This window comes from Acinetobacter sp. GG23, from assembly GCF_057766365.1.
The window spans coordinates 365,517-379,226 of record NZ_JBYMDJ010000001.1; the positions used below are offsets into that span (position 1 = coordinate 365,517).

Genomic DNA, 13,710 nt, shown 5'->3' on the forward strand with positions numbered 1-13,710 from the left:
TCTCTAACCTGAGTGGAAGCTCAATAGCAATGCTTCGACCAGGTTTTAGATAACTCTGGTTTTCTTGTAGACTCAAAATATATTTTGAGGCCCTCATTTTGCCGAAACAAAAGTAACAGAATGAGCTACTTCAAAATAATTTATAGAGGTAAGACGCCGTAATGAAAATACCCAAAAAACTACTTAGGCTGCATACGAATTGCACCATCCAAACGAATCACTTCACCATTTAAATAAGCATTTTCGAAAATATGACCGACCAGATGTGCAAACTCTTCCGGTTTGGCTAAACGTGGTGGAAACGGTACCATTTGCCCCAAAGCATCCTGAACATTTTGTGGCATGGCTTTAAGCATTGGCGTTTCCATAATCCCAGGCGCAATGGTCATCACACGAATGGCTTCACGAGCTAATTCACGTGCCAAAGGCAAGGTCATGGCAGCCACGGCACCTTTCGATGCTGCATAAGCAGATTGCCCAATTTGACCATCAAATGCGGCAACTGATGCGGTGTTTACAATGACACCACGTTCTTCTTCACCGGCTTTCAATTCATATTTTGCAATCAGATTTGCAGCAAAACGAATCATGTTGAACGTCCCGCTGACATTAATATTTAAAACTTTTTGGAACATGGCCAAATCATGGATGCCATCGCGTCCAAGCACTTTGGCGGAAGGCGCAATACCCGCACAATTCACCAAACCATTCAACTGCCCATATTGTTGTTCAATATTTTCAAAGAATGTTTTTACCGCATGTTCATCGGTCACATCCAGTTTTATAAATACTGAGTTTTCGCCTAATCGCTGCTGCATTTCTTGACCAAGCTCTTGATTCATATCAACCATGAGCACTTTTGCGCCTTGACCGACCAAATAAGTGGCTGTAGCCGCACCTAAACCAGATGCGCCGCCTGTCACTACAAATACTTTTCCTTGAATTTTCATTTTCTATTCCTGTTAATTCTTTGAATAAACACTCGACTTAAGATGCAGAGTAAATGCAGTTAAGCTAGAGTACAATTTCCAAATATTGCATCCTCTCTGATGGATTTGGACAGTCCAAGTTAAGGCAGCAAAAATACGGAATACGGATATCTGTACATGAAGGAACAAGACTTAAATTACAGTAAAGGTACGATCTCGATCAGTCTGGTACATGAAGCACTGCTGTCGGCAAAGCATCAGGGATTGAATACCCAAAACATCTTGGTCAAATCCGGTATTCCGGTTGAGTTAATGCAGTCCAACAAAGCCCGTGTTTCAGTGTCACACTACGCCCAGCTTTGGACTGAACTTGCCGATGTCATGAATGACGAATTTTTTGGTATGGACAGTCACCCTATGCGTCGCGGAAGTTTTAAGCTTTTATCAAAATCCGTTATACATGCCGAAACACTAGAAATAGCATTACGACAGATTTTACAATTTTTAAATCTGGTTCTGGATGATTTTATGAGTCAGCTTTTCGTTCAGGAAAACTATGCTTATATTGTGATTTACGAGCAAAAGCAGACCAAAAGAATGTTCAGTTATGCTACCTATTTAATGCTGATTCATGGTTTGATGTGTTGGTTAAGCGGACAAAGAATTCTACTCAAGCAGATTCAACTTAAATGTAATGCTCCGTTGGATGATCAAGACTATAAAGTCCGTTTTTGTAAAGATATCCAATACAATAGCAACGAAAATTATATACAGTTCGATGCCAATTATTTAAATATCCCGATCAAACAAGATACACAATCATGGTATCGGTTTATTCAGCAAACGCCACAGAATTTATTGGTGCGCTTTAAAAATCCGAATGCCATTAGTTCGCAGATCCGTAAACACTTGATGAATGTTCCGCCATCTGAATGGCTGGAGCTGAATGAAATTGCACAACGTTTAAATATGTCGGATGCCACCATTCAACGGCGCCTAAAAAGTGAAGGTATCAGTTATCAACAACTCAAAAATGATATACGGCGTGATACTGCTATTGAATTTTTAACCAAAACAGATAAATCTCTGCAAGATATTAGCGATGAATTAAACTTTCATGATCCGAGTGCATTTCATCGTGCTTTCAAGAAATGGACGGGTGTCAGTCCCGGTACTTATCGTCAACATAAAGAGTAATAAGTGGCTTATATTTACAAAGTATAAAAATGATTAATTCATAGTATTAAAAATTTCATGAGTTTAAAAAAGCAATATGCTGCTCATCGAAAGATGGTTGCATTTTGTTCCAAAATAGGTTATTTTTCATTCAATTTAAAAGCATAATTTTATGCTTGACCTGCTGTACTCCTCCCCGTGAAATCACCTTAAATTAAAGGTTCTGACATGCTTAAGATGATTGATGTACTAGAACAAAACTTGGTACAAAATTTTACTCACTCTCTCAACACCCCCACTTTTCAATTTGATAAGCTTTTGAATCAAGGTATTTTAAATGCCTCTGAGTCAGAACTTCAGAAGGCTGTGCTCAGCTTTTTCAATCGTGAAGATGCAATTGAATCAGCACAGGCACTGGATATTAGCGCTGAACGTATTCAAGCTTTACAAACGGGTGTCGCTTTAAAAGATGATCGATATCTTGCAGATACTGCAAAAATTGTGGCACTTTGCTTGGCACTGGAAACTGATGCACTGAATCAATTAGACATATCTGATTGTTTACAAGACTTCCCAGTATAAATCAAAAGTAAATTAAAAAAGCGACTTAATAAAGTCGCTTTTTTTGGCTCAATTTGAGCTCTTTAATACACCTATATACGATATTTTTATTCATTCACTTAAAACATGGCGTTAGCCACCAATTCTATTTTTTACTGAATCTCTAATAGGTCAATTACGGTATTTTGAGCACCCATTAAGGCATCAATCAATCAATCAATCAATCAATCAATCAATCAATAGCGTTCCAATGATTATCCTAAATATAAAGATAAAAGATATCGAAATATACCAACCTGCGTTCAAATAACCTTTGATTGAAATAGCTCTTCTATTTAAATCTTGCAGTTAGAAAGGAGCTATTGTCGGCATTCCCCCTTTAATTGAAAGTATATTACATATAATTACAAGGTAATTACATTGTATTTCCAGCCTTTAAAATAAACCCTATTTAAATTTTATTCATTGCAATGTATCTTTTTGATATAAAGCAGAAATTTTAAAAAATAATTTTTTATCTAAGAAAATTCAATCAGTTAAAATATTTAATTCAACATATGAGAAATTAAGATAATTTTATAAAAATTACTGTTCTCTTTTACTATTTATGACTGGCAGTATTCCCCTTATACCGAGTTCTACAATTTTATGGGGTTTATATGCACACTTTCAGTCTTAAAACTAAAATATTATTTACCCTAGTTACACTCAGTTTTGGGAGTCAGTCTAGTCTCGCGGCTTTGCCCGACACCCTTATACTGGATTATGCTTACTACGCTCCTACTAGCCTGTTGGTTAAAGAACAAAAACTTTTAGAAAAAGCGCTGCCTAAGACTGAAATTAAATGGGTCTTTAGCCAAGGCAGTAACCGTTCACTCGAATACTTAAATATTGATAGCCTAGATTTTTCATCGACCACGGGTTTAGCAGCAGCCCTTAGCCGTGCCAATGGGAGCCCGATTAAAACCGTATATATTCAAAGTCAGCCGGAATGGACGGCGTTAGTGGTTGCAAAAAACTCGCCGATTAAAAGTCTTAAAGATTTAAAAGGTAAAAAAACTGCAGCAACCAAAGGTACCGATCCTTTCCTGTTCACCTTACAGGCACTTGAAACTGCCGGTTTAAATAAAAAAGAGGTTCAACTAGTACACTTACAAGATCCGGATGGCAAAACGGCGCTTGAGCGTGGACAAGTTGATGCCTGGGCAGGTTTAGATCCCTTAATGGCAGCTGCACAAATATAGTCTGGTGCAAAACTGCTTTATAGAAATGTCGGGTTCAATAGTTACAGCGTATTGAGTACCAAAGAACAGTTTGCCAAACAAAATCCGGAAGCCATTGAAGCTGTCATTAAAGCTTATGAACAGGCACGTAAGTGGGCCAAAGCCAATCCGGATAAACTTGCAGAATTGCTGGCGCGTGAATCTAAGCTGCCTATTGCCGTGACTAAACTTCAACTTAGCCGAACTAATTTTGAGCAGAACATTCCCACTGCAAAACATATCAATGCACTAAAGAAATCGGGAACAATTTTGACTGAAGAAAATTTGGTTCGTTCAGGTACCAATGTCAATCAGGTGATTGATCAACTGTTTGATGCAAGATATGCACAGAAAGTTGTGAAGTAACAATGAGTTTGCTTACAACAGCTCATAAGGCAGCGATTAAACCTGAATTAGATAGCGCTACAGCTCCTCGTTTGCTTAAAGTCATGAACAAGCTTAAAGGACTGTTCATTCCTGTTTTTGCACTGATTTTGGGTGAAATTTTAGTCAAAAATGGTTTTATCCAGCCTTACTTGCTCCCAGCACCTAGTAGTTTGTGGGATTCTTTCCTAGAACTGTCTACAGGGGATTTATGGCTTCATATCTGGACCAGTACTTGGCGGGTATTTTTAGGATTCTTTATCGGTAGTAGTCTTGCACTCATCTTTGCCATTCTGGTCGGCCTAAACAAGCAAGCCGAAGATTTTTTGCAACCTTCTTTTTCAGCGCTTAAATCGATTCCCAGTCTGGCTTGGATTCCACTTTTACTTTTATGGCTAGGCATTGATGAGACGTCTAAAATCACCTTAATTGCAATAGGTGCTTTTTTCCCGACCTATACCAATACCGTTGCCGCAATTCAGGGTGTAGACCGTAAACTGATTGAAGTGGCGCAAGTCTATCGCCTGAAATATTTGCAGCAAATCAAAGAAATTATTTTACCTGCCGCTTCCCCTGGCATTTTAACCGGGTTGCGCAACAGTTTAAGTTTGGCTTGGATGTTTATGATTGCCGCCGAACTGATTGCTGCAACTCAAGGCATCGGCTATTTACTCAGTGATGGACGAGAAACATCTCGACCTGACATTGTCATTATTGCGATTATATTATTGGCGGTTTTAGGAAAAATAACTGATAGTTTAATGAAGCTGGCTGAAAACTGGCTGTTACGTTGGCGCGATGTGGTCAAAAAATAAAGCGGTTTTCAGCGCTTTATTTTTAAATCTTAGAATCTATTACTACTTTTTCAGTTATTTGGAACAACCAATCGTTACCCGATTATTACCGCCGTAATCTTTAATGGTTTGAGTGTCTTTATAACCATATTTTTTAAACAGTTGGTACACCACACCGGCTTGGTCATAACCATGCTCAAGTGCAATCCAGCCATTGGCAGTTAACCACTTTTTACCGTTTTGAATAATAAATTCAATATCGGCCAGCCCATTATTGCCCGCAACCAGAGCGCGTCGAGGCTCTGCCGCCAGACCTTTAATGTGTTTATCCTGAGGGTCAATATATGGCGGATTCGAAACAATCACATCAAAGAACTGGTTTTTTTCTAGCGCTTTAAACCAACTGCCACATGAAAATTTCACATGATTCAAATCGTGTTTATCCGCATTAAATTTCGCAACTTCTAAAGTTGGTGCATAAATATCCGTTGCAGTTACTTGCCATTCAGGACGTTCACTGGCAAGAGATAAAGCAATTGCACCTGTACCTGTACCCATATCTACGATACGTGCATCTTCAGGTAGGTCTAAATGTAAAACCGTTTCAACCAGCACTTCTGTATCAGGACGTGGCACCAAAGTATCTTTGGTCACTTTTAAATCTAGCGTCCAAAATGGCTGTGAACCAGTCACATAGGCCAACGGTTCGCCATCTTCGATGCGGTTCAAACCATCAATATACGCTTGCTCTTGCTCAGCAGTCAGTTGCTGATCTTTCTTCATCACCAAATCAAAAGAATCAATTTTGGTGATGTGTTCGAGTAGCCAAGCATTTTCTTGGCGCTCATAACTTTCTGCTTCACCACGTAAGGCCAAAGCCTGTGCAATATTCAATTAACCACCATTCTGTTGTGCAAGCATTGCCAGCTGATCTGCCTGATATTCACGATGTAAACTGTCGAGCAATTCTGTTAAATCACCTTCCATCACCGCATCTAACTTATATAAAGTTAAGTTAATGCGGTGATCGGTCATCCGGCCCTGCGGATAGTTATAGGTCCGGATACGCTCTGAGCGGTCACCTGAACCGACCAAATCACGGCGCATTTCAGAAGTAGCTGCATCGGCAGCAGCACGTTTGGCATTTTCTAAGCGCGAAACCAGTAAAGCCATGGCTTTGGCTTTGTTTTTATGCTGTGAACGTTCGTCCTGACACTCAACCACTGTACCGGTTGGAATATGGGTAATACGCACCGCAGAGTCAGTTTTGTTAATGTGCTGACCACCCGCGCCCGATGCACGGTAAGTATCAATTCGCAGTTCAGATGAATTGATTTCAACCGAAGTATCAACGTCCACTTCTGGAAGAATCGCTACCGTACATGCAGAGGTATGTACGCGGCCCTGAGATTCGGTTGCAGGTACACGCTGCACACGGTGCGCGCCACTTTCAAATTTCAGGCGACCATACACGCCTTCACCATTAATCAGGCAAATGACTTCTTTATAACCGCCATGCTCGCCTTCATTCTCGGATAGGATTTCTAATTTCCAGCCTTGAGCTTCGGCATACTTGCTATACATGCGATATAAGTCACCCGAGAAAATCGCAGCTTCATCCCCCCCGGTTCCGGCACGAATCTCTAAATAGGCCGAGTTGGCATCATTCGGATCTTTCGGAATCATCAGGATATTTAAGTCTGCTTCGAGGGAGGAAATCAGCGCCTTGTTTTCCTGAATTTCTTCCTGCGCCATTTCCTTAAAGTCAGGATCGGACAACATGGCTTCAGCAGTCTCAATGTCTTTTTCAGCTTGAGTGTACTTTTTCCAAACTTCGGTAATTTCCGTTAAGTCATTATGTTCACGCGAAAGTTGACGAAAGCGTTTGTTGTCAGAAATGACTTCTATATCCGCAAGCAATGCGTTTAATTCTTCATGACGGTCAGAAAGTTGATCTAATCGTAAACGTAACGATTCTTTCATTTTGCAAAATATCTCAATACAAAGGCTATCTCCATGCCTTATGTGACATAGATCAGCTCAAAAAAATTGTGCCTAGTGTAACGATTCTAAGGTTTAAATGACATAGATATTGTTGAGGTAAGCTAGCTTATCCACAAGGATTTTCTGAAAATAGGATTGAAATTACTTTTAATTTTATTCACATTTCAGTCATAAATACATATTTCAGGAAGATTCCTCCACATTATTAATATAACTTTACAAAGTAAACACTAAACGCCACAACTCTGATTGCTCGTCTCCATATTTATCTAAAAGATTTTTGTTACATTTGCCCCATCGAAATAACTTAATTAGAACGTCCGCTTTTTGGACATGGAGTTCACTATGAAACTGAATGCATTATTATTAAGCGCAACATTAGCTGCATCATCAATGATGGCAGTCAATGCCCATGCCGACAATTCAACTCGTATTGCTGCAACTTCTGCTTTAGGTAGTGTCGCGGGTACTGCTCTTGGTAAGCAAATGGGTGGTAATACTGGCGCAATGATCGGTTCTGCTCTGGGCGGTGCGGGTGGTGCTGCTGTTTCTGCTGATCGACGTAATCGTACCGGTGCTGCCATCGGTGGTGGTCTAGGCGGCGTAGGCGGTTATGCGGTAGGTAAAAATATGGGTGGTACGACTGGCGGTTATGTGGGCTCTGCATTGGGCGCAGCCGGTGGCTCAGTTCTGGGTAAAAAAGTATCAGAAGATCGTCGTGCCGACCAACGTTCTTACAAAAAACATTCTAAAAAATACCGTCGCAGTCATCGTTAATTTATCATCGTTCGGCTGAACAGTAAAAAGCACCTTCGGGTGCTTTTTTTTGCTGCATCTTTATAACTTGTTAATTATGGATAAATTTGGCAGAAAAAAACTACAAACCCTTAACAGCTCATCCATCTTCTTTTCCACATTTTTTATTACATTTAACTCAAGACATAACAAAAGATTCCAACTGGAGTTCACCATGAAATTTAATTCAATTTTATTTGCTACAGTCATTGCAACTTCTGCTATTGCAACTACAGCAACTTATGCAGGCAATACTACCAATGTTGCTTTAACCTCTGCGCTGGGTAGTGTTGTAGGTACTGCTGTGGGTAAACAAATGGGTGGCAATACTGGTGCAATAATTGGTTCTGCAATTGGTGGTGCGGGTGGCGCTGCTGTTTCAGCAAATAAACGTGACCGTACCGGTGCTGCCATTGGTGGTGGTTTAGGTGGTGTGGGTGGTTACACTGTCGGCAAAAGCATGGGGGGTTCAACTGGTGGGTATATCGGTTCGGCCTTAGGCGCTGCTGGTGGTTCAGTACTGGGTAAAAAGGTAAGTGAAGACCGTCGCTATGATGATCGTACAGACCGCCGTTACAACAGCTATAACAACCGTCGCTACAATCGCCGTTAAGCATCAGATTTAAAGTTTAAAGCACCTTAGGGTGCTTTTTTACTTTTTAATGATGAGAATCAATGACTAATTATGGATAAATCTAGCAGAAAAAAAATACAAATGATGAACAACTCATCCATTTTCATTTCTACATCTTTTATTACATTTAACTCAAGAGATAACAAAAGCTTCAAAAAGGAGTTTGCCATGAAATTTAATTCAATCATTCTTGCTGCTGTAGTGGCTTCATCTGCTTTAACGATGACTACAGCCAATGCAGGTAATGCAACGAATACAGCATTAACCTCTGCCTTAGGTGGTGTCGTAGGTGCCGCAGTCGGTAAACAGATGGGTGGTAGCACTGGTGCAATGATTGGTTCCGCTATCGGTGGCGGTGCAGGTGCTGGTGTTGCTGCAAACAAACGTGACCGTACTGGTGCCATGATTGGCGGTGCTTTGGGTGGTGCAGGTGGTTATACCGTAGGTAAAAACATGGGTGGAACCAACGGTGGTTATATTGGTGCTGGTTTAGGTTCGGCTGGTGGTGCATTACTGGGTAAAAAAGTAAGTGAAGATCGCCGTTATGATGATCGCTATGATCGTGATGAGCGTCGCTATAATGACCGTTATGACCGTCGTAACAATAGTTACCGTTATAACGACCGCCACGACAATGGCCGTCATGTAGGCTGGAAAAAACGTCGTTAATTCTAAAGATTCAATTTAAAGCACCTTCGGGTGCTTTTTTTTATTTAAGTGCTGCAATTACTTAATTCATACTAAGAATAGCAATATATCGAAAAAAAACGATATACAAACTCTATCAGTCATCGTATGCTTTTCTTAGCTTCCATATTTGAGAAAACCAATGCGCTCATTAAAAGATATCCAATTTTCGATACTTGAACTTGCACCCGTCCGTGATGATAAAAGCATTCAATTTTCACTGCATCATGCTTTGGAAGTGGCACAAAAGGCTGAACAATTAGGTTATAAACGTCTATGGTTGGCAGAACATCATAATATGGACGGCATTGCCAGTTCAGCGACTGCTGTTTTACTCGGTTATATCTTAGCCAATACACATAGCTTAAAAGTCGGTTCTGGTGGCATCATGCTGCCCAATCATGCCCCACTGATCGTTGCTGAACAATTTGGTACTTTAGCCACCCTTTATCCAAATCGTGTTGAATTGGGTCTTGGTCGAGCACCCGGTACAGATCAGGTCACGATGCGTGCTTTACGTCGCGGTCGCCAGGAAACAGAAGATCAGTTTCCACAAGATGTACTGGAAATTCTGCAATACTTTAGAGAACCCGTACCGCATCAACGTATTGTTGCAACACCCGGTCAAAACACTCATGTTCCGGTTTGGCTTTTAGGTTCAAGTTTATTTAGTGCGCAACTGGCCGCTAAATTAGGACTTCCCTATTCCTTTGCTTCACATTTCGCGCCACGTATGCTCGATCAAGCAATCAAATTGTATAGAGAAAATTTTGAGCCATCTGAATATTTAGCTCAGCCTTATGTTTCCATGGGTGTTCCAACTGTGGTCGCTCAAACCGATGAAGAGGCTGAATATCTGGCAACTAGCGCGTATCAACGTGTACTGGGCTTAATGCGTGGGCAAAGTTTAAAACTGAAAGCGCCTGTTGAAACGATGGAAGGAATTTGGTCACCTGCGGAAAAAATGTCAGTCGATAATTTTTACGCAATGGGACAAATAGGTTCACCAGAAACCGTCAAAGCAGGTTTAGAAGAACTTCTAGAAAAATATAATGTTGATGAGTTCATTTTTACCTGTGATATTTACGATACAGATAAACGCATTCAGAATTTTGAATTACTAATGGATATCAAAAATTCTTGATACTTTTCAACCCTCTTAAATAGCACCTATATAGGTGCTATTTTTTATGTCAAATCCCTAGTCAACTCATCATTTTATTTATCTCTTACCGACCCAATAATATTTGCGATATTGTTTGGCTTAGGCATAATAGCTATATAAAAACAATTGAATACAAAAATGGAAAATAGAATGAATCAGTATATTAACAAACCTACTTCTGCATTTATTGCTGCAAGTTGGGTGGCTCTGATCGCGGGTGCAGCAGCATATATCATCGGCTTATTTAACGCGCCCATGTTATTAAATGAAAAAGGCTATTATTTAATCCTGATCTTATATGGCTTATTTGCTGCAATCTCTTTGCAAAAAATTGTCCGTGACAAACTCGAAGGCATTCAAGTGACTGCTATTTATTTTGGACTTTGCTGGGCTTCCATCATTATCTGTATTGCATTACTGGCTATTGGTCTATGGAATGCCTCACTTGCATTAAGTGAAAAGGGGTTTTATATCATGGCATTTTTACTGAGTTTATTTGGGGCCGTTGCGGTTCAAAAGAATATTCGCGATCTAGACTATCTCAGGACACATACCCAACCGCCAAGTATTCCTAATTATACCAATACAGAATTTCAGCATATAGAACATGATGAAGAAAAAAATTAAGCCCTCTTACCTACCATGAATAAAATTAAGACCTGCCCTTTATTTGCAGGTTTTTATTTTTTTATGAAATAACAATTAAAACATTATGCAGATCAAGCAGAAGAGAATTGTTAGGACAAGATGAGTACTCTAGGAGTATGAGACAAATTAAATGCGAGCATCGCAGGGATTGATATTAAATTATCTAATTTTAGGCACATAACCACTTAAATCGTTGGCAAAAATTAATTCATATTCTTATCAGCAATACAGTTGCGATGACTGACCAGATTTCAGAAAAAACTTTACCAAAAGTTCCAACTTGGATATACCAATGAATTGCAGGACCGACCGCAACAAAGTAAAAATAAGAAAGGATATATAAATGGTTAACAAGAAAAAGAATCCATTGGATGGCTTCTTTCAAAATTCACCCGATTTTTTTCAAAAGTTTAAGGGAAAAATCATTTCATCAGAAGATCTTAAACACTTTGATTTTTCCAATTTAAATGTTGCTATTGTCGGTGCAAATCAAATGACAGTGACGCATTTAGATCAAATCTGTAATCATGCAAAATTGGTTAAAATCTTTCAAATTGCACCGCATTTTATTTTGCCCCATACAGAAAAAGGCATTCATAAACTGCTTTCGCATCCTTTAATTATTAAAAATCGCCGTCTTTTTAATAACCGGGTTAAATCATTACTGGCTATTCGCTATCTTGAATCACAAGTGAAAAACAACTGGTTAAAACGTCAATTAATGCCCAACTCGGCAAGTGAAAACAAAGTGTTCTTTAAGTCAGATACTTACTATGTAGCATTACAGCGTAAAAACTGTAACCTAATTACCTGGCCGGTGGTTAAAATTACAGAGCAAGCCATACAAAGTATGGAAGGCATTGAACATCTGGTGGATATGATTATCACAACCTATTAAGTTTCAAACACAAAAAAGAGGCTAATATGCCTCTTTTTTAATCGACCAATTTATTTTACCCTACCGATATATTGATAACCGTTTTTAGTTTTTTGATAACGCAAATAATTTCGCGTCAATTCACCCGATGGCTTAATCATAAGAATATCAATATTTTTAGTATCCTGAGACACACGAATATAGTACCGATCCATATCAAAGGGCTCTATATTTTTTGGATAATAATTACAGTCATAGCTGACATTAATCTGATCCAGCGCTTTGATTTTAGTCTTAAAAACACGCACGCTTTTATAATGTGCATTTTTAATTTGATTCGCTTGAATACTATATTGCCCAACACAACCACTGCCTATATAAACTCTAGAAATAAGATAAGTTGGCACATTATTCAATTGAGTTTGACGAATCGCTTTAATAAATCCCCCATCATGGAGTGCGTGTGTAATGACTTTTTCGCCCTGCTTGAACTGCACATAAGACTCAAATTCCCGCATTGAGCCACCTGCAGAAACATTAAGCGTATAAAACTTGAGCTTTCGATCAGGACTGTAATTTAATGAAAGTAGGTTTTTATCGAGTAATTGTTTAAATGGGTATAGAAAACTTTGCGGATTTTTCTCAATAAAGCTGGCTATTTTTAATGCAACTTCTTGATTAGTGCCATCATTTTCATAGCGGTCAGTCAGACTGGTTTTATAATATTTATTGATGACATTACTTTCAAATTGAGCAACCGATTCTGCAAAAGTCGAGCTATTTACCAGATTCAACATAGCGAAAAAAAGAGCGATTATTTTTAAATTTAATATTTTATACATATAACAATCCTCTTATTTTTCGATTATATAAAGTAGAGTTAAATATTAATTTAACTCTACTTTTACTTTAACCAATACGACGTTTAAGACCTGTCATTTGTAAAACACGGGTTGAAATTTCTTCAATCGACATTTCCGAAACATTCAAGTATTTAATGCCTTCAGAAATATAAATCCCTTCAACCGCACGAAGCTCCATCTGGCATTGACTGAAACTTGCATAACGGCTGTTTGCTTTACGTTCAGTACGAATCGCTACAAGACGCTCCGCATCAATCATTAAACCAAACAGTTTACTTTTATGCGGACGCAATACCGCAGGCAAACGGTTGTCATCCAGATCTTCTTCAGTTAACGGATAGTTTGCTACACGAATGCCAAACTGTAATGACAAATAAATTGAGGTTGGGGTTTTGCCTGAACGTGACACGCCAATCAAGATTAAATCAGCTTTGTCATAATGGCGTGTACGTGCACCATCATCGTTATCCAAGGCAAAATGAACCGCATCAATACGAGATTTATATGACTCTGAATCGGTCACCGCATGGGTTTGTCCGACTAAAGTTGTAGGAGGAGTACCCAAAACCTCAGACAACTTTCCAATAAGTCCTTCAAATACATCAAGATTTACAGCATTTGCCGTATTAATAATGTCACGTACATATGGGTCTACAAGAGTATCAAACACCAAAGGTTGCTGCCCATCACGATCAGCACGTTGGTTAATCTCTGCAACCACATTCATTGCCGCTTCTTCAGAGCTAATATAAGGAATAATATGAATGTCAAAATTAACATGAGGAAACTGTGCTAACAGTGAGTGTCCAAGGGTTTCAGCCGTAATTGCAGTACCATCGGAAATAAAAAATACACTGCGCTTAATTTGTTTACCTTCTGACATTAAAATTCTCCTTAAATATTTGTCTAAGTACTGTAAAATCTTTATAGT

The 13,710-nt window shown here is 39.1% G+C and carries 14 protein-coding genes and 1 pseudogene; 10 read left to right on the plus strand and 5 right to left on the minus strand.

The genetic code is table 11. The features are described 5' to 3' along the window. Positions 1–179: 179 nt before the first annotated feature. Positions 180–950 (minus strand): 3-hydroxyacyl-CoA dehydrogenase, encoded by a 771-nt coding sequence (locus AC3CAU_RS01780; RefSeq protein WP_447053196.1) that lies wholly within the window; start codon positions 948–950, stop codon positions 180–182. Positions 951–1,106: 156 nt separating this feature from the next. On the opposite strand from AC3CAU_RS01780, the gene AC3CAU_RS01785 reads away from it, so the two are divergent. From AC3CAU_RS01785 to AC3CAU_RS01800, 4 genes and pseudogenes are all read left to right on the plus strand, one after another. Continuing rightward, a complete protein-coding gene (locus AC3CAU_RS01785; RefSeq protein WP_447053197.1) occupies positions 1,107–2,126 on the plus strand; it encodes an AraC family transcriptional regulator in 1,020 nt (339 codons plus the stop codon). A gap of 207 nt (positions 2,127–2,333) precedes the next feature. Beyond that, on the plus strand, positions 2,334–2,687 hold the full coding sequence (locus AC3CAU_RS01790; protein WP_447053198.1) for a hypothetical protein: 354 nt from the start codon (positions 2,334–2,336) through the stop codon (positions 2,685–2,687). A gap of 638 nt (positions 2,688–3,325) precedes the next feature. Then, positions 3,326–4,294: pseudogene (locus AC3CAU_RS01795) on the plus strand (aliphatic sulfonate ABC transporter substrate-binding protein). A 2-nt stretch (positions 4,295–4,296) separates the two neighbouring features. After that, positions 4,297–5,127, plus strand: a complete 831-nt coding sequence (locus AC3CAU_RS01800; protein WP_447053199.1) for an ABC transporter permease — start codon at positions 4,297–4,299, stop codon at positions 5,125–5,127. Positions 5,128–5,181: 54 nt separating this feature from the next. On the opposite strand, the gene prmC is transcribed toward AC3CAU_RS01800, so the two are convergent. Then, complete coding sequence (prmC, locus tag AC3CAU_RS01805) at positions 5,182–6,000, minus strand: peptide chain release factor N(5)-glutamine methyltransferase (protein WP_447053200.1); 819 nt, start codon at positions 5,998–6,000, stop codon at positions 5,182–5,184. Then, the gene (prfA, locus tag AC3CAU_RS01810; RefSeq protein WP_131216141.1) at positions 6,001–7,089 is read right to left on the minus strand and encodes a peptide chain release factor 1; all 1,089 of its coding nucleotides are present in this window, start codon (positions 7,087–7,089) and stop codon (positions 6,001–6,003) included. A gap of 366 nt (positions 7,090–7,455) precedes the next feature. Between prfA and AC3CAU_RS01815 the strand changes: the two genes are divergently transcribed. The 6 genes from AC3CAU_RS01815 (at position 7,456) to AC3CAU_RS01840 (ending at position 11,937) form a co-directional block, all read left to right on the plus strand. Continuing rightward, the gene (locus tag AC3CAU_RS01815) at positions 7,456–7,887 is read left to right on the plus strand and encodes a hypothetical protein (protein WP_131216142.1); all 432 of its coding nucleotides are present in this window, start codon (positions 7,456–7,458) and stop codon (positions 7,885–7,887) included. A gap of 193 nt (positions 7,888–8,080) precedes the next feature. Then, positions 8,081–8,518 carry a hypothetical protein gene (locus tag AC3CAU_RS01820; protein WP_447053201.1) on the plus strand — a complete coding sequence of 146 codons (438 nt, stop codon included), beginning with the start codon at positions 8,081–8,083 and terminating at the stop codon, positions 8,516–8,518. A 189-nt stretch (positions 8,519–8,707) separates the two neighbouring features. Next, a complete protein-coding gene (locus tag AC3CAU_RS01825) occupies positions 8,708–9,208 on the plus strand; it encodes a hypothetical protein (protein ID WP_447053202.1) in 501 nt (166 codons plus the stop codon). A 160-nt stretch (positions 9,209–9,368) separates the two neighbouring features. Next, complete coding sequence (locus tag AC3CAU_RS01830) at positions 9,369–10,370, plus strand: LLM class flavin-dependent oxidoreductase (RefSeq protein WP_447053203.1); 1,002 nt, start codon at positions 9,369–9,371, stop codon at positions 10,368–10,370. A 171-nt stretch (positions 10,371–10,541) separates the two neighbouring features. Further along, positions 10,542–11,018 (plus strand): inner membrane protein YiaA, encoded by a 477-nt coding sequence (gene yiaA / locus AC3CAU_RS01835; protein ID WP_447053204.1) that lies wholly within the window; start codon positions 10,542–10,544, stop codon positions 11,016–11,018. Positions 11,019–11,382: 364 nt separating this feature from the next. Next, positions 11,383–11,937: an NAD(P)/FAD-dependent oxidoreductase gene (locus AC3CAU_RS01840; RefSeq protein WP_447053205.1), complete on the plus strand. Its 555-nt coding sequence runs from the start codon at positions 11,383–11,385 to the stop codon at positions 11,935–11,937. A gap of 50 nt (positions 11,938–11,987) precedes the next feature. On the opposite strand, the gene AC3CAU_RS01845 is transcribed toward AC3CAU_RS01840, so the two are convergent. Continuing rightward, positions 11,988–12,758: a hypothetical protein gene (locus AC3CAU_RS01845; protein ID WP_447053206.1), complete on the minus strand. Its 771-nt coding sequence runs from the start codon at positions 12,756–12,758 to the stop codon at positions 11,988–11,990. A 67-nt stretch (positions 12,759–12,825) separates the two neighbouring features. Then, complete coding sequence (gene ppsR, locus AC3CAU_RS01850) at positions 12,826–13,662, minus strand: posphoenolpyruvate synthetase regulatory kinase/phosphorylase PpsR (protein WP_131216149.1); 837 nt, start codon at positions 13,660–13,662, stop codon at positions 12,826–12,828. Positions 13,663–13,710: the final 48 nt, after the last annotated feature.